The organism is Shewanella sp. SM87, from assembly GCF_025653705.1.
Lineage (GTDB): Bacteria > Pseudomonadota > Gammaproteobacteria > Enterobacterales > Shewanellaceae > Shewanella > Shewanella oncorhynchi.
This window is the reverse complement of the sequence record NZ_JAKKSC010000004.1, coordinates 136,715-161,677: the sequence shown is the minus strand read 5'-3', so window position 1 is coordinate 161,677 and position 24,963 is coordinate 136,715. Positions and strand designations below refer to the sequence as shown.

At 44.9% G+C, this 24,963-nt stretch carries 20 protein-coding genes and 1 tRNA gene; 15 read left to right on the top strand and 6 right to left on the bottom strand.

Going from position 1 to position 24,963, the window contains the following annotated elements; genetic code table 11:
- The first annotated feature begins 122 nt into the window (after positions 1 to 122).
- The 6 genes from potA (at position 123) to gabT (ending at position 7,331) form a co-directional block, all read left to right on the top strand.
- Positions 123 to 1,259: a polyamine ABC transporter ATP-binding protein gene (gene potA / locus L5M11_RS04865; RefSeq protein ID WP_028760881.1), complete on the top strand. Its 1,137-nt coding sequence runs from the start codon at positions 123 to 125 to the stop codon at positions 1,257 to 1,259.
- Positions 1,256 to 2,161, top strand: coding sequence for an ABC transporter permease subunit (locus tag L5M11_RS04860; RefSeq protein WP_028760880.1), 906 nt, complete (start codon positions 1,256 to 1,258; stop codon positions 2,159 to 2,161). Before potA ends, L5M11_RS04860 begins: the two co-directional genes overlap by 4 nt.
- Positions 2,158 to 2,973, top strand: a complete 816-nt coding sequence (locus tag L5M11_RS04855; protein ID WP_105249905.1) for an ABC transporter permease subunit — start codon at positions 2,158 to 2,160, stop codon at positions 2,971 to 2,973. The genes L5M11_RS04860 and L5M11_RS04855 overlap by 4 nt, the downstream gene beginning before the upstream one ends.
- Before the next feature lie 262 nt (positions 2,974 to 3,235).
- A complete protein-coding gene (locus tag L5M11_RS04850; protein WP_263191526.1) occupies positions 3,236 to 4,522 on the top strand; it encodes an NAD(P)/FAD-dependent oxidoreductase in 1,287 nt (428 codons plus the stop codon).
- Between the two features lie 50 nt (positions 4,523 to 4,572).
- Positions 4,573 to 6,021 (top strand): NADP-dependent succinate-semialdehyde dehydrogenase, encoded by a 1,449-nt coding sequence (gene gabD / locus L5M11_RS04845; protein ID WP_263191525.1) that lies wholly within the window; start codon positions 4,573 to 4,575, stop codon positions 6,019 to 6,021.
- Between the two features lie 32 nt (positions 6,022 to 6,053).
- Positions 6,054 to 7,331, top strand: a complete 1,278-nt coding sequence (gene gabT / locus L5M11_RS04840; RefSeq protein ID WP_263191524.1) for a 4-aminobutyrate--2-oxoglutarate transaminase — start codon at positions 6,054 to 6,056, stop codon at positions 7,329 to 7,331.
- 127 nt (positions 7,332 to 7,458) lie between these two features.
- Here gabT and L5M11_RS04835 read toward each other — a convergent pair whose 3' ends face one another.
- Together L5M11_RS04835 and L5M11_RS04830 are read right to left on the bottom strand one after the other, a co-directional pair.
- Complete coding sequence (locus L5M11_RS04835) at positions 7,459 to 8,466, bottom strand: LLM class flavin-dependent oxidoreductase (protein WP_263191522.1); 1,008 nt, start codon at positions 8,464 to 8,466, stop codon at positions 7,459 to 7,461.
- Positions 8,467 to 8,973: 507 nt separating this feature from the next.
- The gene (locus L5M11_RS04830; protein ID WP_263175532.1) at positions 8,974 to 10,539 is read right to left on the bottom strand and encodes a peptide MFS transporter; all 1,566 of its coding nucleotides are present in this window, start codon (positions 10,537 to 10,539) and stop codon (positions 8,974 to 8,976) included.
- Between the two features lie 419 nt (positions 10,540 to 10,958).
- On the opposite strand from L5M11_RS04830, the gene mak reads away from it, so the two are divergent.
- From mak to L5M11_RS04785, 9 genes are all read left to right on the top strand, one after another.
- On the top strand, positions 10,959 to 11,855 hold the full coding sequence (mak, locus tag L5M11_RS04825; RefSeq protein WP_263191521.1) for a fructokinase: 897 nt from the start codon (positions 10,959 to 10,961) through the stop codon (positions 11,853 to 11,855).
- Positions 11,856 to 12,085: 230 nt separating this feature from the next.
- A complete protein-coding gene (locus tag L5M11_RS04820) occupies positions 12,086 to 14,206 on the top strand; it encodes a methyl-accepting chemotaxis protein (RefSeq protein WP_263191520.1) in 2,121 nt (706 codons plus the stop codon).
- A 456-nt stretch (positions 14,207 to 14,662) separates the two neighbouring features.
- The gene (locus L5M11_RS04815; protein WP_261271917.1) at positions 14,663 to 15,976 is read left to right on the top strand and encodes a tyrosine-type recombinase/integrase; all 1,314 of its coding nucleotides are present in this window, start codon (positions 14,663 to 14,665) and stop codon (positions 15,974 to 15,976) included.
- On the top strand, positions 15,966 to 16,562 hold the full coding sequence (locus tag L5M11_RS04810) for a hypothetical protein (RefSeq protein ID WP_263180788.1): 597 nt from the start codon (positions 15,966 to 15,968) through the stop codon (positions 16,560 to 16,562). The genes L5M11_RS04815 and L5M11_RS04810 overlap by 11 nt, the downstream gene beginning before the upstream one ends.
- An 83-nt stretch (positions 16,563 to 16,645) precedes the next feature.
- Complete coding sequence (locus L5M11_RS04805) at positions 16,646 to 16,852, top strand: helix-turn-helix transcriptional regulator (protein ID WP_259514757.1); 207 nt, start codon at positions 16,646 to 16,648, stop codon at positions 16,850 to 16,852.
- Positions 16,845 to 17,204: a hypothetical protein gene (locus L5M11_RS04800; protein ID WP_263180789.1), complete on the top strand. Its 360-nt coding sequence runs from the start codon at positions 16,845 to 16,847 to the stop codon at positions 17,202 to 17,204. The genes L5M11_RS04805 and L5M11_RS04800 overlap by 8 nt, the downstream gene beginning before the upstream one ends.
- Positions 17,197 to 18,114: a primase-helicase zinc-binding domain-containing protein gene (locus L5M11_RS04795; RefSeq protein ID WP_263180790.1), complete on the top strand. Its 918-nt coding sequence runs from the start codon at positions 17,197 to 17,199 to the stop codon at positions 18,112 to 18,114. The genes L5M11_RS04800 and L5M11_RS04795 overlap by 8 nt, the downstream gene beginning before the upstream one ends.
- Positions 18,114 to 19,253 (top strand): helicase RepA family protein, encoded by a 1,140-nt coding sequence (locus tag L5M11_RS04790; RefSeq protein WP_263191518.1) that lies wholly within the window; start codon positions 18,114 to 18,116, stop codon positions 19,251 to 19,253. Before L5M11_RS04795 ends, L5M11_RS04790 begins: the two co-directional genes overlap by 1 nt.
- A 595-nt stretch (positions 19,254 to 19,848) precedes the next feature.
- Positions 19,849 to 20,277, top strand: a complete 429-nt coding sequence (locus L5M11_RS04785; protein WP_263191517.1) for an ankyrin repeat domain-containing protein — start codon at positions 19,849 to 19,851, stop codon at positions 20,275 to 20,277.
- A gap of 50 nt (positions 20,278 to 20,327) precedes the next feature.
- Here L5M11_RS04785 and L5M11_RS04780 read toward each other — a convergent pair whose 3' ends face one another.
- From L5M11_RS04780 to dnaG, 4 genes are all read right to left on the bottom strand, one after another.
- Positions 20,328 to 20,690 (bottom strand): hypothetical protein, encoded by a 363-nt coding sequence (locus L5M11_RS04780; protein WP_263191516.1) that lies wholly within the window; start codon positions 20,688 to 20,690, stop codon positions 20,328 to 20,330.
- 174 nt (positions 20,691 to 20,864) lie between these two features.
- A tRNA-Ile gene (locus tag L5M11_RS04775) sits at positions 20,865 to 20,941 on the bottom strand.
- 262 nt (positions 20,942 to 21,203) lie between these two features.
- The gene (gene rpoD / locus L5M11_RS04770; protein WP_131523063.1) at positions 21,204 to 23,042 is read right to left on the bottom strand and encodes an RNA polymerase sigma factor RpoD; all 1,839 of its coding nucleotides are present in this window, start codon (positions 23,040 to 23,042) and stop codon (positions 21,204 to 21,206) included.
- A 135-nt stretch (positions 23,043 to 23,177) separates the two neighbouring features.
- Positions 23,178 to 24,902 (bottom strand): DNA primase, encoded by a 1,725-nt coding sequence (gene dnaG / locus L5M11_RS04765; RefSeq protein WP_263191512.1) that lies wholly within the window; start codon positions 24,900 to 24,902, stop codon positions 23,178 to 23,180.
- Between the last annotated feature and the right edge of the window lie 61 nt (positions 24,903 to 24,963).

The window sequence follows — 24,963 nt, the reverse complement described above, 5'->3', positions numbered from 1 at the left end:
CTATGCATAGTTAATCCACGTATAGGATTTGACACAGTTTGTTTAACCACTTTTCATTCATTAATCGTGTTGAACCTAGAGTTTGAGCGTATCTACGCCTCATTTTCGGGTGGAGAAGTACTATGGCAATCACCTCGAGCGTCACCAATAAACCGACAACAAAGACGCAAGAAAAAGTACTGCTCAAGATTGAGCGGGTAAGCAAATTATTCGATGACGTGCGGGCTGTCGACGATGTGTCATTAACTATCAATAAAGGCGAAATTTTTGCCTTACTTGGCGGGTCAGGCTCGGGTAAGTCAACACTACTGCGCATGTTGGCGGGTTTTGAAAAGCCCACCTCTGGCCGTATTTTCCTTGATGGGGAAGATATCACCGATTTACCGCCATACGAACGTCCCATCAATATGATGTTTCAATCCTATGCTTTGTTTCCCCACATGACAGTGGCACAAAACATTGCATTTGGTTTGAAGCAAGACAAGCTGCCTAAAGCCGAAATTGAACAGCGTGTGCAAGATATGCTGAAACTCGTGCATATGGAGCAATACGGTAAGCGTAAACCGCATCAGTTATCCGGTGGTCAGCGCCAGCGTGTTGCACTGGCCCGTTCACTGGCGAAACGGCCTAAATTATTACTGCTCGATGAGCCTATGGGCGCATTGGATAAAAAACTGCGTACCCAAATGCAGCTAGAAGTGGTTGAAATCCTTGAGCGTGTCGGCGTGACCTGCGTGATGGTGACCCACGATCAGGAAGAAGCCATGACAATGGCAGGTCGAATTTCGATCATGAGTGATGGCTGGATTGCTCAAACTGGCTCGCCAATGGATATTTACGAAAGCCCTAACAGCCGCATGATCGCCGAGTTTATCGGTACTGTGAATTTGTTTGGTGGCGCGATTGAAGTGGATGAAGTCGACCATCTGATCATTAAGTCTAATGATTTGGCCCAACCTTTCTATGTTGGTTATGGCGTCACGACTAACGTTGAAGATAAGAATGTTTGGCTAGCAGTGCGTCCCGAAAAGACCATTATTAGCCGTGAGCAGCCTGAAGGTCAGTACAACTGGGCGAAAGGAATCGTACATGATATCGCGTATTTAGGTGGTATTTCAGTCTATTACATTCGTTTAGAGAATGGTCAAATCGTACAGTGCAGTATGACTAACCGTGAACGCCGCGCCGATCATGCCACATGGGATGACGAAGTGTTCATTAGTTGGGAGGACACCAGTGGAGTGGTGTTGAGATCATGAAGAAACCCATTAAATTAAAGTGGCTTAAGGGCCGCTTCTGGACCATAGGTATTCCCTACGCTTGGCTGCTGCTGTTTTTTGCCTTACCGTTTGCGATTGTCCTTAAACTGAGTTTTTCGACGGCGGCGATTGCTATCCCGCCCTATGAAGCAACATTCCAATATGCTGACGATGTATTAAATATCTTCCTGCATTTGGGTAACTATTTGATGTTGCTCGATGATTCGCTATATTACATGGCTTATCTCAGCTCATTGAAAATGGCGTTAATTTCGACCTTGGGCTGCTTGATTATTGGCTACCCAATGGCCTATGCCATTGCCCGTGCCCCTGCGCGGTTGCAAACCGTGCTGTTGCTGTTAGTTATGTTGCCTTCTTGGACCTCATTTTTAATCCGTGTTTACGCTTGGATGGGGATCTTAAGTAACACAGGGATCATTAACAATTCACTGATGTGGTTGGGGATTATTTCTGAGCCGTTACAGATCCTCAATACCAATATTGCCGTGTATATCGGCATCATCTATGCGTATTTACCCTTTATGATTTTGCCCTTGTACGCCACCTTAGTGAAACTTGATATGAGTTTGATTGAAGCTGCGTCTGACTTAGGTTCGAGCCGTTTGAATACCTTCTGGAAAATCACTTTCCCGCTGTCAAAAAGTGGTGTGATTGCTGGTTCTATGTTGGTGTTTATTCCTGCCGTGGGTGAGTTTGTGATCCCAGAGCTACTCGGTGGTCCCGATTCCTTGATGATAGGTCGAGTGTTATGGCAAGAGTTTTTCAATAACCGCGACTGGCCTGTGGCTTCGTCACTGGCGATTGTGATGTTGGGTCTATTGATTATTCCGATCACTTTATTCCATCGCTATCAGGCGCGTAGTTTGGAGAAAGACCTATGAAAAAATTAAGCTTTTCTTCAGTGATGCTCTGGTTTGGCTTGTTTTTCTTGTATGCACCTATGTTAGTGCTGGTGATTTATTCCTTTAACGACTCTAAATTAGTGACGGTATGGGGCGGATTTTCACCTAAATGGTATGGCGAGTTATTTCAAGACCAACAGATTTTAGATGCAGTATGGACCAGCCTGCGGATAGCGTTTTATAGCTCAACTATGGCGGTCATTATCGGCACTATGGCAGCCTTTGTGATGACACGCTTTAAGCGTTCATGGGCAAAACTGACCCTGTCGAACATGATTACTGCACCGCTGGTAATGCCTGAAGTGATCACTGGTCTGTCTTTGCTTTTACTGTTTGTGCACATGGCAGATTTGTTGGGCTGGCCTAGGGAGCGTGGCATGATGACAGTGTGGATTGCACACTCAACATTTTGTGCTGCCTATGTGGCTGTGGTGGTGTCTTCAAGATTGCGCGAGCTTGATATGTCAATCGAAGAGGCGGCAATGGACTTAGGGGCAACACCGCTCAAGACTTTCTTCTTGATCACTGTGCCTATGATTTCGCCGGCGCTGGTGGCGGGTTGGTTGTTGTCATTCAGTTTGTCCTTAGACGATTTAGTGATCGCAAGTTTTGCCTCTGGTCCTGGTGCAACGACCCTGCCTATGGTGGTGTTCTCTTCGGTACGTTTAGGAGTTTCTCCTAAGATCAATGCCTTAGCGACGCTGATCATACTGTGTGTTTCACTCATCGCTTTCCTTTCTTGGTATATGGCAAGACGGGCAGAGAAACGCGACCGTACACCAATGAACTAGTTAGTTTAATTTGGGGATGGCTTTGGTATTGCTAAAGCCATCCTTGATATTTGTCACCGCTCCCATCACCCGCTTTGCTTTGCAGGCTAGTCCTGTTACTCAAGATCACCAGAATTGAATCACTGAGCTAAAAATAATCTCGTGTTTGATATATCAAACAAAATGTAAATTATTGCGCTTTTCTGGCTAGTGTTTCGTTTTATGAAGGTGTAGGATGTGATGGCTGTTTAAAATAATGAACATTAGAATTCAAGGGAACAACATGTCTGCCATAGCTCACGCTGGATCATATTATGCGGCATCGGCCAACGATAAGGTTGAACGTCCGCGTCTACAGGAATCGATTGAAGCCGATGTTTGTGTGATTGGCGCAGGTTATACAGGCCTTTCTGCCGCGCTGCATTTATTAGAATCGGGCATGAGTGTGGTGGTGTTAGAAGCCGCTCGCATTGGCTGGGGCGCCTCGGGCCGTAATGGCGGACAAATCGTTAATAGTTATAGCCGTGACATTGATACTATTGAAAAAACAGTCGGTAAAGAACAAGGTAAACTCTTTGGCCAAATGGCCTTTGAGGGCGGGCAAATCATCCGCGATCGGATTGCTAAGTATAATATTCAATGCGATCTAAAAGATGGCGGCGTGTTTGCCGCGATGAACGAAAAACAAATGGGTCATCTACGCCATCAAAAACAACTGTGGGAAAGCCACGGCCATGTTAATCAGCTCGAACTTCTCGATGCTAAAGGTATTCGCGGTGTGGTAAATACTGAGCGTTATGTCGGTGGTCTACTCGATAAAAGCGGTGGCCATATTCACCCGCTTAATTTAGCCCTAGGCGAAGCGCGCGCGGTTGAATCCCTCGGCGGTAAAATTTTTGAAGACTCAGCAGTGCTGAGTGTCGATGAAGGCGATAGCCCGGTTGTGCATACGGCGCAGGGCAGTGTAAAAACCAAGTTTGTGGTCGTGGCGGGTAACGCCTATCTAGGTAAGTTAATGCCAGAGCTGCAGGCAAAATCTATGCCCTGCGGCACGCAAGTGATTACCACAGAGCCTTTGAGTGCCGATCTGGCTGCGAGCTTATTACCGCAGGATTACTGCGTCGAAGACTGTAACTATCTGCTCGATTATTTCCGTCTGTCTGGCGACAAGCGGATGATTTACGGCGGCGGCGTAGTGTATGGTGCCCGCGATCCGGCGGATATCAAATCGATCATTATTCCGAACATGCTCAAAACCTTCCCGCAATTAAAGGATGTGAAGATCGATTATGCGTGGACAGGCAACTTCCTACTGACGCTATCGCGCCTGCCACAGGTCGGTCGTATCGGTAAGAACATCTATTATTCACAGGGGTGTAGTGGTCACGGTGTCACTTATACCCATCTGGCAGGCAAGTTACTTGCTGAAATGCTCAACGGCCAAGCCATGCGCTTCGATGCCTTTGCTGCATTGCCACATTATCCTTTCCCCGGCGGTCACGCACTTCGCGTCCCTTTTAGTGCTATCGGAGCTTGGTATTACACGTTAAGAGACAAACTAGGTCTTTAACATCATCACTTTTAAGAAGCTAGGTAGCTTCATAATACGAGGAAATCCTTGTGCAATTAAATGATCCGAGTTTGCTACGTCAACAGTCTTTTATTAATGGTCAATGGTGTGATGCCGTTTCTGGTGACACGCTAAAGGTGTTTAATCCCGCAACCAATGCCGTAATTGGCTACGTTCCTAATATGGGACAAGTTGAAACTGAAATGGCGATTAAGGCGGCAGAAGCGGCTTTACCTGCATGGCGAGCGCTCACAGCCAAAGAGCGCGGCGCTAAGTTAAGGCGTTGGTTTGAATTACTCAATGAAAACAGTGATGACTTAGCATTGCTCATGACGACTGAGCAGGGTAAACCGCTGGCAGAAGCGAAAGGTGAAGTAACCTATGCCGCTTCGTTTATCGAGTGGTTTGCCGAAGAAGCGAAACGTATTTATGGCGATACCATTCCTGGGCATCAAGTAGATAAGCGCTTGATGGTAATTAAGCAGCCTGTCGGCGTAACCGCCGCGATTACGCCGTGGAACTTTCCTGCCGCGATGATCACCCGCAAAGCCGCTCCAGCGTTAGCTGCGGGTTGCACTATGGTGGTAAAACCTGCGCACCAAACACCCTTTACCGCATTAGCGATGGCTGAACTCGCTAAGCGTGCCGGTATTCCTGCGGGCGTATTTAGTGTGTTAACGGGTGATGCGGTGCAGATTGGTAATGAAATGTGCAGCAACCCGATAGTGCGTAAGCTGTCTTTCACTGGCTCAACCAATATCGGTATTAAATTAATGGCGCAATGTGCGCCTACCTTAAAAAAACTGTCACTAGAGCTTGGCGGCAATGCACCATTTATCGTATTTAACGATGCCAATATCGATGCCGCTGTCGAAGGCGCCATGATAGCTAAATATCGTAATGCCGGCCAAACCTGCGTCTGTGCTAACCGTATTTATGTACAAGACGGTGTATACGACGAGTTTGCCTTAAAACTCAGCACTGCTGTGGGCAAGCTTAAGGTTGGAGAGGGCATCAAGGAAGGTGTGACTACTGGCCCGTTGATCAATGCTGCCGCAGTCGAGAAAGTACAAAGTCACCTTATCGATGCCATCGCCAAAGGCGCCTCTGTGCTCGCAGGCGGCAAAGTCCACGATCTTGGCGGTAATTTCTTCGAGCCAACCGTGCTCACCAATGTCGATAAAAGCATGCTTGTTGCCCGTGAAGAAACCTTTGGTCCACTCGCGCCGCTGTTTAAATTCAGCGATGTCGACGATGTGATCAAACAAGCTAATGATACTGAATTTGGCCTCGCCGCCTATTTCTATGGCCGCGATATTTCATTGGTGTGGAAAGTCGCCGAAGCCTTGGAATATGGCATGGTTGGGGTCAACACTGGTTTGATTTCGACGGAAGTCGCGCCCTTTGGTGGGATGAAATCCTCTGGACTGGGCCGTGAAGGCTCTAAGTTCGGTATCGAAGAATATCTAGAAATCAAATACATCTGCATGTCCGTTTAATACGGTCCGATTTGGCGAGTGAGGAACACTAAATGACAACAACCAATGATTCATTGATGGCACGTCGCCAAGCCGCAGTTGCGGGTGGTGTCGGGCAAATTCACCCTATTTTTACCGCCCGCGCCGAAAATGCGACTGTGTGGGATGTTGAAGGTCGTGAGTTTATCGATTTTGCGGGTGGCATTGCCGTGCTCAATACGGGTCACCTTCACCCTAAAGTGAAGGCGGCGGTTGCAGCTCAGCTGGATAATTTCTCCCATACCTGTTTTATGGTGCTCGGCTACGAGAGCTATATCCAAGTATGTGAAAAGCTCAATCAACTGGTACCAGGGGATTTTGCCAAGAAGACGGCACTATTCACTAGTGGTTCAGAAGCGGTTGAAAACGCAGTTAAAGTGGCGCGTGCCTACACCAAACGTGCTGGCGTGATTGCGTTTACCTCGGGCTACCATGGTCGTACTATTGCGGCTTTGGCATTGACCGGAAAAGTCGCGCCTTACAGTAAAGGTATGGGGCTGATGTCGGCGAATGTGTTCCGCGCTGAGTTTCCGTGCGAAATGCATGGCGTGTCCGATGATGATGCTATGGCCTCGATTGAACGTATCTTTAAAAATGATGCCGAGCCGAGTGATATCGCCGCCATTATTTTAGAGCCAGTGCAGGGCGAGGGCGGTTTCTACGCCGCATCGCCCGCCTTTATGCAACGTTTACGCGCACTATGCGACCGTGAAGGCATTATGCTGATCGCCGATGAAGTGCAAACAGGCGCGGGCCGTACTGGCACTTTCTTCGCTATGGAGCAAATGGGGGTTGCTGCAGATATCACGACCTTTGCTAAATCTATTGCGGGTGGTTTTCCACTCTCAGGTATTACCGGCCGCGCCCAAGTCATGGACGCAGTGGGTCCCGGTGGTCTTGGCGGTACTTATGGTGGTAATCCGTTAGCGTGCGCTGCTGCGCTTGCTGTCATTGAAGTGTTTGAAGAAGAAAAGTTGCTAGAAAGAGCCAATGCCATTGGTGAGCGAATTAAGTCTGCCCTGAATGTAATGCAGGTCGAACATGCGCAAATCGCCGATGTGCGTGGTTTAGGCGCTATGATCGCCATCGAATTGATGGAAGAGGGTAAACCTGCGCCGCACTATTGCGCGCAAGTGTTGGCTGAAGCCCGTAACCGTGGATTGATTTTATTATCCTGCGGTACCTACGGTAATGTGCTGCGTATTTTGGTGCCATTAACGGCGCCGGATGCACAAATTGATGCAGGCCTTGGTATTCTTAGCGCCAGCTTTAATGCCGTACTGAAAAGCTAATATCGCTTTGATATAAAAACGATTTAGATGACAGTTTTGCCCAATAAAAATCCCGCTTCTGCGGGATTTTTTATGGCAGTCGTTTTGACTGCCAATGACTTTTAGAACGAGTCAGTTTACTGAATCACTACTTTTTAATATCCATTAGGATCTGTAATGCTTTTTTGCGTTTATCAAGATCATACAAGTCATTGGTGAAGATAAACTCATTCACGCCGAGTTCTTTGACGATCATTTCCAAACGATGCTTAATCGTCGCTGGGCCACCAGTAACGGATAAACCTAAGAAATTATCGACATAGGTTTCTTCTTGCGCACTCCACAAGCCATCCATAGTATCAACTGGTGGCTTTAGCCATAACTCGTGACCACGGATAAGTGCCAGCACGCGCTGTTTTGAGGTCGTTCCCAAATATTGGGCCTCTTCATCTGTATCGGCGGCAACTAACGGCAAGCCAAGCATCACATAGGGCTTATCAAGCACTTGAGAAGGTTTAAAGTCGCGGCGATAGATTTCAATCGCATCGTAGAGAAAACGTGGTGCAAAGTGGCCCGCAAACACATAGGGTAAACCGCGCTGCGCCGCTAACTGTGCGCTAAAGAGACTCGAGCCCAATAACCAAATTGGCACATTAGTGCCTTCTCCGGGAATCGCTCGCACCGCATGACGACCATTGTAAGGGCCAAGTAGAGTTTGTAATTCACTGACTTCTTCAGGGAATTGTTCGGCGCGACTGGTATCACGATTCAGTGCTCGGCTGGTAATTTGATCGCTGCCGGGCGCGCGGCCTAGTCCTAAATCGATTCGACCAGGATATAAGCTTTCAAGGGTACCGAACTGTTCGGCGACCACTAACGGCGCATGGTTTGGCAGCATAATGCCACCCGCGCCGACGCGAATACGCTGCGTATTGCCAGCAATATAACCAATTAATACCGAGGTCGCCGCGCTGGCGATACCGGGCATATTGTGGTGTTCGGCAAACCAAAAACGATTAAAGCCGAGTCTGTCGGCTTCCTTGGCATACTGCAAACTGTTTTGAAGCGTTTCGCCCACGGTTGAGCCTTGGCGCATAGGCGCGAGTTCCAATAGCGAGAAGGGAATATCGGCCAATATTGATGTCGGTTGTGACATAGTGTCTCCAAGTGACTGCCGTTTTTTGCTAGCAACAAGAGGCGCTAACAGTGTTAGGCGTTTTGTTGCATTGCTAGGCTCATTGCTAAGAAAAAGCGTTAACGGCTCAGTCTTGATGAATAAAAGGTATTCAGTGTTATTGATATGGGGTTAACGACACGGCTTATCAAGCTTTAATGGATAACACTTTCCCCTTCATTATTTCAATGTGAGTCTGCACTTGAGCATCGCCATGCAACTGAGAGTGTACTCGCTTTGTAACAAATTGAGGGGCTGAAGTCATCCGCGTGTGAGGGCCGATAATGTGGAACTGAAGTTCTTATTCTCAGCAACTCAGCGCTAAGCCAGTCACAGTAAGATTGCATGACTTTCGCTAAAGCACATTTGGTTATGAGTAGCAATATAAGGGTATAAACGATGTTGAATGAAGTGATAAAAAACTGCCGATAGCAGGGCTATCGGCAGTTAATGTTATGCAATAGAAAAATTGCTATTGTCAGTCGAGTATTACTGCTCGGCTTTCACATCCCGTAGCGATGCTGCAGCACTTTCATTAAGATCATGATCAGCAGCATTGTTATGTGAATGGTGAGTCTCAGTCAGGCGACGCATCAGAGGTAATACCGCAAGTGCGATAAAGGTACAGACCACAGCGGCTATACCTAGTTTATTAAACAGACTTGTGTATACGGGTAAGGTTTGCAGTGGGTCGACTAAATCCTTGGGTACACTGGCGAAGTTAGCAACTACACCGCCCAGATACTGTGAAATACCTGATGCGACGAAATAGGCACCCATCATAAAACCGCCCATGCGTGCAGGTACGTAGCGAGCAATCATGGCAAGTCCAAGACCACTCACCAGCAATTCCCCTAAAGAGTAAGAGGCATAGCCCCAGATCATGATCCATGAAGAGGTTTTACCATTGACGGCAAATTGGCCCGCAAAGCCATAGATAAAGAAGCCAATCGCCACAACGGCAAAACCGAGAGCAAACTTCGCCGCGATAGAAAAGTCTTTATCATTGCGTCCTGCCCACGAATAGCTCCATGCGAGTACTGGACTTAATACCATAATCCATAATGGATTTAATGCTTGGAACTGGGCCGGAGACCAAGTCCACAAGTGGGTACCAAAAACTTGAAAATCCCAATCCACGTTACGCAGGGCAAACAGCGCGAGTGACGTTGACATTTGTTGATAGAAAATAAAGAAGAACACGGTTTGCACGGTAAGGATCAGTGCTGCAATCAGTCCCGCTCTTTCACTGGTTTCGCTGGTGCGGATCAAGTGGAAGAAGATTGCCAATACGGCTACGCCTGCTGCATAAACGAAGACGCGCGCAACAGCTTCGTATTCAAGAATAATGGCTGAAGCGACAACCGACAATGCGGATAGACCCAATACAATCGCGAGGTTTTTCTTGTTCACTGGGCGAGTATCTGGCTCAGAACCGTAATGGACTAGACTCTTACGCATGAGTGCATAGTTACCTAACCCCACCAATATACCGACACAGCACACAGCAAAGGCCGCGTGCCAGCCAAATTCGTTGCCATATTGGGCGTTAACGTAATCTTTAATCCAAGGCGTGAGCAACATAGAGAAGGTCGAGCCGACGTTGACCGCCATGTAATAGATGGTAAAAGCACTGTCGATTTTAGAATCGTCACCTTCATAGATTTTACGGACTAAGTTACCCGCATTCGGCTTGAATAGGCCGTTACCGACCACAATCACGCCGAGCGCTGAAAACATAAACCACGTATTTTCAGTGGGTACGGCCATTAGCGCATAACCCAGAGAGAGGATCCCCGCACCGAGCAGCATAGTGCGTTTGGTGCCGAGAATTTTATCCCCAACCCAGCCACCAATCGCCGGTGATACATAAATAAGTGCCGCACAGGCACTCCATACTAAGTTTGCACGTGAGTCATCAAAGCCAAGGCGCTGCACCATAAAGTACACAATCAGCGCTTGCATGCCGTAATAACCAAAGCGTTCCCATAATTCGATAAGAGACACAGTCATAAATGAATGTGTTTTACTTACCGGAGCAGTCCCAATAGTCATATCGCTTGCTTCCAACATTGTTGTTTTAATATTTGAGCTCAAAAGTATAAGGCGATAACCAATTCAAACCAATGGCAGACATAGGCAAAAACAGACTTTGTTACAAATGACCTTATCAATTTTAAGGTGGATTTAAGCGGAGACAGTTCTATCCAAGTTTTTCTGCTGCGGATAAATCAAGGAACATTCGCAGTACTATCGGATAAGCAGATAATGGCATGTGCGGGTATGCGCTATGGTGTATTTAAATACATTGAGGTTGATTGCTGTTTGTCCAGCAGGCATAGTGCGCTTGGAAATTCTAATGTAGATAACTTTAAAACGAAAAGTTCTACTTAGCAGCGTCTCTACAGTTGCAGATATGCATCAGGTTGTTAATGTACCGCTTTGCGTTAAATATATTTAAACGGAGTATATGAATGTTACGAATTGGTATCGATCTTGGTGGCACAAAAATCGAGGTAGTCGCATTAGATAGCGATGGTAACGAAGTCTTTCGTAAACGCATCCCGACACCGAGAGAATATGTTGCGACAGTCAATGCTTTGGTTGCATTGGTAACTGAAGTCGAAGACAGCCTGCAGAAAACCGCCACTATCGGAATAGGTATTCCTGGGGTTGTTTCTCCTTTTACTGGCCTAGTAAAAAACGCTAATTCAACTTGGATCAATGGTCATCCACTTGATGTGGATCTGGGGACTCGATTAAATCGTAAAGTAAAAATTGCTAATGATGCGAACTGTTTTGCCGTATCAGAAGCGGTAGATGGCGCTGCCGCAGGAAAGTCAGTTGTATTTGGTGCCATTATTGGAACGGGATGTGGTGCTGGTATCGCAATTAAAGGCCAAGTACATGATGGTGGCAATGGTATTGGTGGTGAGTGGGGCCATAATCCTTTACCGTGGATGAAAGCCGATGAATTTAATACCACGACGTGTTTTTGTGGTAATAGAGACTGTATCGAAACGTTTATATCTGGAACAGGCTTTGTTCGCGACTTTCGCGCTGCGGGCGGTATTGCTGACAGCGGTATTGAAATTGCCCAAATGATGCAAGCGGGAGATCCGCTGGCAACTCAAGCATTTAACCGCTTTATTGATCGTTTAGCCCGTTCATTGGCCCATGTGATCAATATGATGGATCCTGATGTTATCGTCCTTGGTGGCGGCGTGTCTAACATCGATGCTATTTATACCGAATTACCGAAAATTTTGCCGCTCTATGTGGTTGGCCGAGAGTGCCACACACCCGTTGTTAAAAATTATTATGGTGCTTCATCTGGGGTGCGTGGCGCCGCTTGGTTGTGGGGACGCTAATCCTAGACTCAATCAAGAATAGTGTTTGATATTAAAGGCTGAATTCATTTATTTGAATTTGGCCTTTTTTTGATTTAGTCATTCAAAAGTTTTACATTTCATTGACAACTCTTTATCTTAAGTACTGGTAATTCTTACCCTAAGTGCTATTTTTAATGCTGTATAGAAAGTATAAAAATAAAGTAGATCAAAATAATTACGCTATTGTCGTTCTCTTGGGAGTTTACTAGATGAAGCATTTATCCATCAGTACTAAATTGTTGTGGATTACTTCCGCATTGTTCTTATTGATTGTTGCAATTTTAACGATAAGTCTTTGGCAGGCATTATCCGCACAAAATATCCAGGTTTCTGAACAAGTACAAAAAACCCTGCAACTGGAGACTCGCGATAAGCTAGAGGCACGAGCAGGCGAGTATGGTGAAATGGTTGCGGGGTTTATTAATGAAGCTTCTCGTATTCCTTTTTCTTTTGCGGGGATTGTTGAAAGCACCGCTGAAGAATTACCCTTAAAGCGCGATAGGTTAGAGCTTGCTCTTGCGGCCGTGCTAAAGAAAAGTTCGCAAACCTCTTCTATGTACGCGCAATTTGAACCGAATGGTTACGATGGTCTCGATAGCGAATTTTTAAATGTAGAGATTAGTCATAGTGTGGCATCTTCTGGTGCATTAGAAGTGTATTACACCCGTAATAGTGATGGCAGTGTGAAACAAAGGCAAGTTGATGATTCACAAGAAAAATATCTTACTAGCCTGAATGAGTTTGGTGTGCGTGATGCAGAATGGTATCTGTGCGCTAAAGAAACGCTAAAACCTTGTTTAATGGAGCCATATTTAGACGAAATCAGCCCTGGTCATACTGAGCTAATGACCTCCCTGACAGTACCGATAGTCAAGCATAAGCAGTTCATCGGTGTAATAGGTATTGATGTAAACTTACCGGTATTCCAATCGTTAATTGATCGATTAGCAAAGAGCCTTTATGACGGACAAGCTAAGGTCACATTGCTGAGTAATCATGGCTTTATTGTTGCGTCCAGCTATGACAGTAAAAAAGCCCGTCCTCTATCAGAATCAATAGATCCTAAATTAGCGACTAAAATTAGTTCATTGCATAAGAATGGTCAATACATGACGGACGGCGATGAAATTATTGTCGCTTATCCGATTAAAATTTCACTCGCGAATACTGAATGGTCACTTGTTATTCAAGTCCCTAACGCTCAAGCCTATAAAAGCTCAATTGAACTCAATAATAAAATGGATGAAATGGCTACATCACTTGGCAGCCTACTATTGATAGTGGGGTTAGTCGTATCAGTTATTGCCGTTATCACCATTAGTTTGGTGCTTCGCAGCATTATTTCGCCACTGAAGATGATTCAAAATAGAGTAGAGCATCTTGCTAGTGCAGAGGGTGACTTGACCCAATCGATTGAAGTCGACTCACATGCTGAGCTCATCGCTCTAGCAAAAGGCTTTAACTCCTTTATTTATAAGCTAAAGAGTCTCATTGCAGAATTAAAAGTTTTAGCGAGTCGTACTCAGCAAGAAAGCCAATCATCAGCAGAAATAGCCCAATTAACTCGTGATAGCGTCCAACGACAACATGGTGAGATTGAAAGTGTTGTTACTGCAGTAAATGAAATGAGCGCAACAGCGCTCGAAGTCGCTAAAGCATCAGAGCAAACGGCGGTAGAAACAGAGGCGATGTCGCGTAACATTCGTGCAAGTGAGGAAAGTTTAACTAAAGCAATGGATTATGTAGACACGATGTCGAAAGAGTCATTGCAAGCTAAAATAGCCGTTAGTAAAGTGGCCGAAAGTAGCACCAATATTAGTCGAATTCTTGAGGTGATTAGTTCGATTGCGGCGCAAACAAATCTACTCGCTTTGAATGCGGCAATTGAAGCCGCTAGGGCGGGTGAGCAAGGTCGTGGTTTCGCCGTCGTTGCCGATGAAGTCAGGGCGTTGGCGTCCAAGACTCAAAGCTCCACCGATGATATTAGTGTGCTTATCGATGCCCTCCAAAAAGAAGTACATAGTGCTTCAAATATTATCGATAAAGGGGCTGAACGGGCGCAAATGGCCGTGACTCAGACAGAACAAGCTTTATCTTCTTTGAATTCAATGGTAAGCCAAATTGAGGAAATATCAGGGCAAATTACACATATAGCAACTGCAGCAGAAGAGCAAAGTGCCGTAACTGAGGAGGTTAACCGTAATATTACTGGGATTTCAGAGTCCGCATCTGAACTTGCTCATCTTGCCGATGAAGCACAGCGAAGCAGTGTGGTATTGGCGGATTTAGTTAGACAACAACATGAAGAATTAGGTAAGTTAAAAACCTAAACGTCAGTTTGACAGTGTTCTATGTATTTAAAAACTCTTAGAATGAAGGCGATTCATCTAAGAGTTTTTTATTAGATAAATTAAATTTATCACGTTGTTATTCTACGTAATTTATATCACGTAGAAAGAATATTACTTATAGAACCAATAAGCAACGCGACTATTTTAAATACGAAAAAGCCGTAGTAGGGGTTAACCTACTACGGCTTATCTGAATTGGTGGCCCCTCACGGACTTGAACCGTGGACCTAACGATTATGAGTCATAAAAATGGCAAGATTCAATGAGATAATAAATTAATCTAATGAGACATAAAACTTAGTAAGATTAATGCTTTACTATGTTGCTGGTGGTCTTGTATTGTTTTGTTATATCTCATTCAGTCTTGCCACTACGTCACCCGTTACAGCAACTGTAACACTAGGCTATGGCAATGCTTTAACTCAAGGCCATGCCATGACAACAAAAGCCCTCACGGAACGCGAAGTCAAAGGTGCAAAACCCAAAGACAATAAGTATGAATTAATTGACTCATCCCGCGAGCGTGGAGCAGGTCGTTTAGTCATTGCTGTTTACCCTTCAGGTGCCAAAGTCTTTTCGTTCAAATATCAAATTGACAGTAAGCGGCAATATGTTCAATTAGGCCGTTACCCCTCTATGACGCTTGCACAAGCGCGCGAAATTTCTCAGCCGCTAGCGGGGATGTTAAAGCAGGGGCTTGATCCCAAAATTGAAATTGAAAAGGAGCAAGCAAAAGAAAAGGCCGCTCAGCAAGTTGAGGCAAAGAAAGGTAGCCTAGGCCAGCTATTTGAAGGTTATACCCAGCAAATGAAGGTTGACGGCAAACGAACCTTTAAAGCCGTGTTACATGCGCTTGAAGCGGAAGTTTACCCAATAGTAAAGCCTGAAACTAAGGCTAAGGACGTAAGCGTAGATGACATTAAGTTGATTCTAGGACGGATCATTCGCAGAGGGGCAGCAGTTCAAAGCAACCGTATTCGCTCATACCTTAGTGCCGCTTTTAACTATGGTCTTAAGCATGATAATGATCCTGCCAAAATGGGCTGTGATGTTTTATTTGGCATTGGCTTTAATCCTGTACTCGCAATACCAAAGCAGACGGCCGCCGAAAGCGTTGGTGAAAATTACCTTACCTTTGATGAAACGCGAGAGTTATTAGCCATACTCGAAACCCGCGAAGGTTTTAGGATGGGGTTTCATGTAGCCAAGTTAATACAGCTTTGTTTTTATACTGGTGGGCAACGTCCCTACGAGCTAGCGGCTAGCCGATGGGATGCAATCAACTGGAATGAAGCGACACTTGAAATTATTGCTGATGTATCAAAAAACAAACGTGCTCACCTGTTACCTTTGGTTGAGTCTGCAATAACAATACTTGAACAGCTTTATGCTGAAAGAGATCCATTAAACCCCTTCATTTTTCCGCATAAATTCGACCATAGCCAGCATATGCGGCTTGATTCCTTATCGCAAAGTCTTTGCCGTTATCGGGAAGCTAGACCAGACGCGAAACACTTTGTTGCTCGTGATATTAGGCGCACTTGTAAAACACTTATGGGCGCGCTAGGCATATCTAAGGACATTAGGGACAGATTACAGAACCATGCCCTTAATGACGTATCTAGCAAGCATTATGACCGTTACAGCTACTTGCCCGAAAAGCGCATAGCCCTTGAAGCATGGGAAGCTAAGTTAAACGAAGTTGAGCAGGGAAATGTTGTTAGTTTGAGGCCATGTCATGCCAAATAAGAGATTAATTAATGCAGGATCTGATGGATTTTCATCTACAGAAGACATAAAGGTGTTATTGAAAAGTCTTGAAAAAATGATTTCAAAATTAGAGTTAATAGATGATGTAAATATCCCAGATGACATAGGGGAGATTAAACGCGAAATGCTAGAAAAGGCTAATGACAGTGTTTTAAATTATCGAGATGGGAAGCGTCTGACTGTGCTCAGCGATATGTTCAAAGGAATCGTAACAGACCCTAAACTACTGGAGATTCATAATTCACTACTTGCCGCAGCATTATTGGCAAGAGCGTGTGGTCTTGAAGGAATGTATTCTCATTATTATAGGCAAAGTTTTGTATTAATTGAGAAGTTTGTAACGGAAAGGCTAGCGTCTGTTCATCATTCTGAAAAAAGAACTACTTCATCGCAGACGGAAGCTAGAACGTTAGCTAAACAATTCTGGCAAGAATCCCCTCACTTTACTTTGCAAAATGTATCCGAATTGGTGGCTAGTAAAATGAACCTTGCTCCAGTGACAATTAGACAATACATATCCGATTTGAACCCACGAAAAGGTCAGCGTGGACGCCCAAAAAAGTAGGGAGTTAGTAACTACCTTTTTTTTATATCTCAAAAATGCCTCATTCTTACGATGTCTTTTTAAGTAACATTGAGGTTCAACACATGACACAAACTAATCAACTACAACCGCTTATCAACTATAAGCAAATGGAAGTACTTACAGGTCGCGATCGTCGCTCTATCTGGCGTTGGTGGGCCAAAGATAAATCTTTCCCGAAACCAATAATGAAAGGCGGGCGCGCAATAGGCTGGAAGCAAGAGCAATACAATGAGTGGCTAGCTCAGTTAGAAGGGGCTAATCATGAGTAAAGATAATAAAAAGGGCTGCGTGTATCTTGGCGGATCGGACGCAGCCCGTGTAACAGCCTTAAGCAAAGCTATCGGTTCAAATACTAGCCTAATTAATATTGAAGGGCTACCAAATGATTTAAAGCATGTTAGTGGTGGATATTGTGGTCAGCTTCTTTTATTGCTTATTTATCACAACCCTCTAATTGATACCCATAAAATTCATGAAATACTGGGCGTTTCAAATGCCCATGATATTAGCAAAAAGCTATCAAAGCGCCTTGCTAAAGCTGGCTATAAAATTGAAAAACTACCGCGGTATGGAACGAAAAAGCCCTATTGCTGGCAGTTAAGAGAGGTCGATCATGAGTGAGAACTTAATTCGTGATGTGGTTACCCTCGCTAGCGGTCAGTGGCTGAATATCGTGAATAGTCTTTGTGGTGACATAGTTTATAAGAAGGCGCAACCATGCCCTAATTGCGGTGGCTATGACCGTTTTACCTTTGATGATTTAGAAGGTCGTGGAACCTATGTTTGCCGTGGGTGTGGTAGCGGTGATGGTTTATCGCTGGTGGCAAAGGTGCACAGCGTAAACGCACGAGGAGCGGCTTTAATGGTCGCGCCTTATGTTGGTTTATCCATTGGCCATAAAGTTGATACCGCAGCCCTTGAGAGCAGTAAACGAAAGGCTGAACAAGCAAAGGTACAAGAGGGGCTAAAGCTTACCGCTAAACAAGCAAAAGCCGCTACAAGGGCGCTCTGTACAATTAAAACCTGTAAGCCTGCCCTCGCCAGCAATATTTATCTACAGGCAAAACAAGTGCAGCCATTTGATACGTTTGAGCTAGCAAACACGCTTTACTTATACGGCGATCACAAGATGGATATTGGCTCGCTGGTGGTGCCAGTATTTAACCCGCAATTGGCTGGCTTGCAGTTTATAAAGCCTAACGGTGAAAAGCATATTTTGGCAGGCACAAGGCTAAAAGGCGGCTTTTATCCGTTATCAGGTAAAGACAGCAATCAGGTCTACATTGGTGAAGGTTTTGCCACTTGTGCAGCGGTGGCTGAATGCGTACCCAATGCGTTGGTATTGTGTGCCTTCAGTGCAGGTAATTTGATTAATGTTGCTTTAGGTGTGCGGAAATGTAGGCCAAAGGCTGACATTGTGATTATTGCCGATAATGACGAAAGCGGAACGGGCGAGCGCGAAGCTATCAAGGCTGCCTTAGCGGTAAATGGCGCATACATAATGCCACCAGCAGTACAGGAGGTGGCCTAATGAGTACGGACTGTGCTGATATTTCAAAAGCTGAACGAATGGACGTTATTGATCACCCTATAAAGCCGCAAGTGGCTGATGTTTATTTAGAACCACTAGCAAAGATAAGGGAGCGTGAATCACTGTTCTCGCTAGCGCAGGGGTGGGAGGGCTACGATCAACAATTTAGCTATTTAATCAAAGGCTTTTTACCTGCTAATTCGTTTGGCATGATTTACGGGGCATCGGGTAGCTACAAATCATTTCATGCGTTGTCATGGGCTGTTCATATCGCTTTAGGCTTAGATTGGAATGGCTGCCGTGTTCAGAGTCGCCCAGTCCTTTATATTGCGGGTGAAGGTGGCGTTGGTGTTAGCCGTAGGTTGAAGGCTTTAGCCATGAGATACCATAATGGTTTGCAGCTTTCACGGCTGTACCGTATTGATTTTGGTGTGCAGGTTACAGACGGTTTCCAGATGAATGAATTAGTGAAGCTTATTCAGAATAAAGCGAAAGAAGTTGATGAGCCTTTTGGGTTAGTCATCATTGATACTTTGGCGCGGAGTTTTGGCGGTGCGGATGAAAACCAAGCTAGAGATATGGGGGCGTTTATATCTGCTTGTGATCAAATAAGGGCTAATACTGGTGGTGCTACATTGTTGATCGTTCATCATAGCGGAGTACAAGACAAGGAGAGGGCGAGAGGCTCATCATCGTTACGGGCGGCATGTGATTTTGAATATCGCATAGAGCGAGAAAGCGGGCCTAAATTGGCTTACATTCTCACAGCGACTAAATCCAAAGATGAGAAAGAGCAACCCGCTCAGGCGTTCGAGTTAGTAGAACATAAGTTATTTACAGATGATGATGGTGATGACGTACGATCATTAGCTGCTTTAAATGTGGGCATGGTGCCTTTAGAGCCCGTTACCCAAGATATAAAGCCACTATCTGCTAGCGAGCAGGCATTGTATCAGGCGGTTCGCTCAAGAATGGTCAGTGAGGAATCTACCGCCATTGCTGTGATAAGGGATGACTTAAAAGCTCAAGGCCAGAAGGGGATCAGTAACTTCTCAAAGTGGCTTAAGGGCTGTATTGATAAAGGCACTTTAAAGGAAATTGACGGTAGGTTAGTCACTGTGGTTGTAGATCCTGATTGACCTTTTTTGCTCGTTCGTTTGCTATGGCTCTTAGGGGGAAATAAAACGAACGAGTAAAATAGAGGCTAATCACAAGTATTTTTTGCTGCTAGCTAGACCTTTGAACTAAGCCTCCTTAGCTGGGGGCTTTTTATTAGGTGGGTGCCGCAAGGTTTTACGGGGATCTATACACATTCAAATACAGCTTTCAAATGAGTAGCGTAACTGGCGTATTTTTAAGCTGTGGCGGTCAAGAAAATTACGCACACGTTAGTTAATCTAAATTCGATACGCATTAGCGATAGTTTTCGGAAGTCATGCTCATTGTAAAAATGAGCCAAATAATGTTCTTTCTAAAAGGTGTTAAACAATAATATTTGGAAGTCACGTGGGCATTAAAAGAGCTAGAACTATGAGATTCTGCGCACGTTAGAGGATTAAGGCTTATCAGTAGTTTTGTGATGTGTTTAGTCATGGTCGATAGCCGTTTGACTCATTAGCAATGGAATATGGTTATTCAGATTAAATCTTGATAAATTGAGCTTGAAATTTAAACCTTCAGCGTTTAGTTCGGTTGATATTTTAGTCCTATAAAAGACAAAGGAATGCTTAACTTATGATTTCACTTGCCCGTTTTTTAGCTTGGTTTTACCTGATTATTAGCACAATTATCGCAGTTTTTATCCTTGTAAGTGATTCAGCTGTAGCAGAAAGCTACTTGATGGTTATTGGTATTTTCATGCAAGGCTTGGTTATTTTTTGCGTACTTTCACTAGTCGCACAGATAGCCGAAAATACTGCCCCTGCGCTTACCCAGCTAAGTGATGCAGGAGTTGAGGCTGCATCTAAACCTAAAGTTGTTACTAATGACTATAAACTACATGATGCTGCTTGGAGTGGGAACTATTTAGGCGTTAAGAATCTGATACTTTATGGTGCAGATGTTAATCTGAGAAATTCCGATGGAAAGACACCATTAGACTTAGCCAAAGAGCGAAGAGATGATTTGATCGTTAAGTTGCTTCAAGCTCATGGCGCAGCGTAACTAATAGATGATATTAGGCCCAAGATTAATACAACCTTGGGCTACGCAACCTAAATTGCAGCTTCACAGCCTTTACGGCTTTTATCAATAATTAGATCACCCTCAACTCTAAAGCCAATTGAACCGATTAAAAATGAGTGATTTAGTTGTGTAACCACAATATCTGTTAAGCCCACCGCACATTTATCACTTTCAATCGCTCTATCCATAGCTGTTTTAACATTAGGTATTCCAAAGGGGAATATAAAAACAGGATATGAATCCTCACCCGTTACTCTGGTTCCTTTAACAAGTTGACCAGAATTTAAGTCAAAGTTTTTTGTACTTCCAACAGTTAAATCTGCCACACGGACAGTACAGCCTGACATGGCTAGTAAACTAAGAGATAGTGCGATTAGTGGAATTTTTTTCATTGTTATTTCACTTATGTGGATGAGTTATTATTTAAGTCGTTTGGTACAAGATGTGATTAAATTTATGACATTTTTTAATGCGAGTTTAAACACTACGTCACCCATTACAGCAACTGTAATGCCTAGATATGAAAAAGGCGTAGTGGTTACTAACCAGCTACGCCTTATCAGAATTGGTGGCCCCTCACGGACTTGAACCGTGGACCTAACGATTATGAGTCGTGTGCTCTAACCAACTGAGCTAAGGGGCCGACTAAAGACAGTCGTCACTGTCTAAAGCGAGTGGAATTATACTAAGCTTGTTTGCGCTTGTCACTGGTGTTTTTGCTTCTAATTCACCTAATTGATTCAAGTGGTTATCTGTTAATCAACTTTATTGATTTATCGGGTGTGCGCTTAGCTATTTTTATCCTATTACAGGTTGTGACCTTAGTGAAGACGGATTAGTGACATAAAAAAGCCCTGCAAGAGCAGGGCTTTGTCGTTTTAGCTTAGTGTGGATTTTATATCCAACTATTCATCTAAGAACGATTTTAATATTTCTGAGCGTGAAGGGTGGCGAAGCTTGCGCAGCGCTTTAGCTTCAATTTGTCGAATACGCTCGCGGGTCACGTCGAACTGTTTACCCACTTCTTCAAGTGTGTGGTCAGTGTTCATATCGATACCAAAACGCATACGCAGTACTTTCGCTTCACGGGCGGTTAGACCTGCTAACACTTCGTGAGTGGCGTTTTTCAAGCTTTCGCTGGTCGCTGAATCCAGTGGTAATTCGAGGGTAGTATCCTCGATAAAATCACCTAAATGCGAATCTTCATCGTCACCGATTGGGGTTTCCATGGAGATAGGTTCTTTAGCTATTTTCAGTACCTTACGGATCTTATCTTCCGGCATCATCATACGCTCAGCCAGTTCTTCAGGTGAAGGCTCGCGGCCCATTTCCTGTAGCATTTGGCGAGAGATACGGTTCAGCTTGTTGATCGTTTCGATCATATGTACTGGAATACGAATCGTGCGCGCTTGATCGGCGATAGAACGGGTAATCGCCTGACGGATCCACCAAGTTGCATAGGTCGAAAATTTGTAACCACGACGGTATTCGAATTTATCTACGGCTTTCATTAAGCCAATGTTACCTTCTTGGATTAAGTCCAAGAATTGCAGACCACGGTTGGTGTATTTCTTCGCGATAGAAATTACTAGACGTAAGTTCGCTTCAACCATTTCTTTCTTCGCACGGCGTGCTTTGGCTTCACCGATTGACATACGACGGTTGATGTCTTTTATGGCAGAAATCGCTAAGCCAGTTTCTTCTTCTACTGCAGCAAGTTTGCTGCGACAACGAATGACATCATCTTCAACCATTCTTAGGCCTTCGGCATAAGGTTTCGTTGAGGCTTTCTCAGTATTGAACCAATCGAGGTTGGTTTCGTTGCCGGTAAAGAATTTGACGAAGTTTTTCTTCGGCATTTTGGCTTGTTCAACGCACAGTTTTAATACTAAACGTTCTTGAACACGCACGCGGTCCATCATAGTGCGCATGCTTTTGACTAAACGGTCAAACTGCTTAGGCACTAAGCGGAATTCTTTGAATATTTCGCCGATTTCGAAGAGGGCTTTTACCGATTCAGGGTGTTCACGGCCCTTAGCTTCGATAATTTTCAGTGCGCTTTCGTAAGCGGCTCTAAGTTGACCGAATCTTTCACGAGCTTCTTCAGGATCAGGCCCTTTGTTGCCTTCTTCTTCATCTTCGCTGTCATCGTCATCTTCTTCGTCATCTTCATCGTCCAGCTCTTCTTCAGATAATTCTGAGCCGATGTGAGTGGCGGTCGGGGCGACGTCATCTTCGTCCGGGTTTACAAATCCAGAGATAATATCAGATAAGCGCAGTTCGTCGGCTTCAAATTGGTCGAATTGCTCAAGGATCATAGCGATCGCTTGTGGGTATTCGGCGACTGAACTTTGAACTGTGTTGATGCCTTCTTCGATGCGTTTGGCGATAACAATTTCGCCTTCGCGGGTCAGAAGCTCAACGGTACCCATTTCACGCATATACATGCGTACGGGATCGGTTGTGCGGCCAAGTTCGCTTTCTACTGTTGCCAGTGCTGCGGCGGCTTCTTCTGCTGCATCTTCGTCTGTGTTGTCTTCCGACATCATCATGTCATCGGCATCGGGGGCTTCTTCGAACACCCGGATACCCATGTCATTTATCATCTGGATAATATCTTCGATCTGGTCAGAATCGACCATGTCTGCAGGTAAGTGATCGTTCACTTCTGCATAGGTTAAGTAACCTTGCTCTTTACCTTTGGCAAGCAACAGCTTAAGTTGCGACTGCGGAGTATGATCCATAGATATCATCCAAGTTGGGAAACTGTTACAACGACGGACACTTAGCATAAGCCAAGTGCCGCGCAAATCGTCAATTATAGCCGTGTGCACATATCTGTGCTAGTCACTGGGGTAGCGAATGAGGACATTTTTGCCTCAGTTTAACCCTTTCATGACTGAGATCAGCTTCGAGAGCTGTATCTTCTCTTCTTTTGTATGAGTCTGTTTTAGACTCAATTCCTGATATCGTTGTTCAATATATTGATTGTTCAACCAAACCAGGGTTTGTTTAAACTTTTCGAGCAAGTTTTCATCCGCCACTTGATGGTCCCATTGGGCCAATTTATGGAGAGTGCCGCTGTAGGGGTGCTCTCGGAATTGTTCAAGTAGTTGTGCGCTGTTTAACGTTTGCTCTCGAGTCATCTCCAATAACAGTGGCAGCAATTCTATGCCTGGCATCTGCAAGTGGGCGAGTGCGGGTTGTGGGGGTAAACCCATACCCAGTTTAGGATGTTGTACTAACAGTGCGATGGCGAGTCGCAATGGTGTACCGCGTCCTTTTAATCCTTTACTTGCCATTGGTTTAGCTTGTTTCACGCTAAAGCCTAGCTTCTTTTTCATATCTTCTGAGCTGTTCATTCCTAACTTGTGAGCTAAGTTCTCAAGCAGTAAATTTTGCAGCACAGTGTCTTGAATTTTTTCAATTAAGATAAAAGCTTGTTTCGCTAAGTTGCCTTTATCTGTACCGTATTTTGTCGCTAACGTGTCAAATAGAAACTCGGGTAGTGCAATGGCAGAGTCCATTAAGGTTTCAAATGCATCTTTACCAATTTTACGTACCATAGAATCAGGATCTTCTGCCTGAGGCAGGAACATAAATCGCACTTGATCGCCCGGCTTTAATAATGGCAATGCTGTTTCTAAGGCGCGCCATGCCGCTTCAGTACCCGCTCTGTCGCCGTCGTAACAGCAAATCACTTCTTTAGCGCTGCGCAGCAAAAGCTGGAATTGCTCTGCTGTGGTCGAGGTGCCTAATGATGCGACAGCATAATCGACGCCAAATTGCGCCAATGCCACCACATCCATATAGCCTTCAACGATCAGTACTTTGTTTGGATCGCGATAGCGTTGCTTTAGTTCATAGAGACCATAAAGCTCATTGCCCTTATGAAATATGGGCGTTTCTGGAGAATTCAAGTATTTGGGTGTGCCATCACCTAAAACTCTGCCACCAAAACCAATGACTCGTCCGCGCCTGTCGCGGATAGGAAACATGAGGCGGTCACGAAATCTGTCGTAACGTTTCCCACTGTCGTTGCTAATTAACATCCCCGCAGTCAGTAACTTATCCTGCGCATCTTGATTCTGACGATAGCGGCCCAATAAGCCATCCCAACCGTCTGGCGCAAAGCCAATACCAAAATGTTCTACTACATCATCGGATAAACCGCGATAGGCAAGATAATCGATAACTTTTTGTTTATCTTGGTGTTGTCTAAGTTGGTTTTGAAAGTAAAGGCTTGCTTCTTCCATGAGTTGATATAAGTCACGGCTTAAACCGTCATCATGTCGCTTGCCTGTGCCTTGTTCTCTGGGAACCTCTAATCCAAGCTGGCCCGCCAAATCTTCAATGGCATCAATAAAATCGAGTCGGTCATACTCCATCACAAAATCGATGGCGTTGCCGTGAGCACCGCAGCCAAAGCAATGATAGAACTGTTTATCACGGCTGACGGTAAACGAAGGTGATTTTTCGCTATGAAAAGGACAACAGGCCGAGTAGTTCTTACCCGCCTTTTTCAAGGGCACCTTACGATCGATAAGTTCGACTATGTCAGTGCGAGCGATTAGCTCATTGATAAAATCACGAGGTATTGCCATTGAGTGCTTAAAATCCCGCCTTGCGCGAATTTAAACAAACAAGCCGCGCATAGGCACGGCT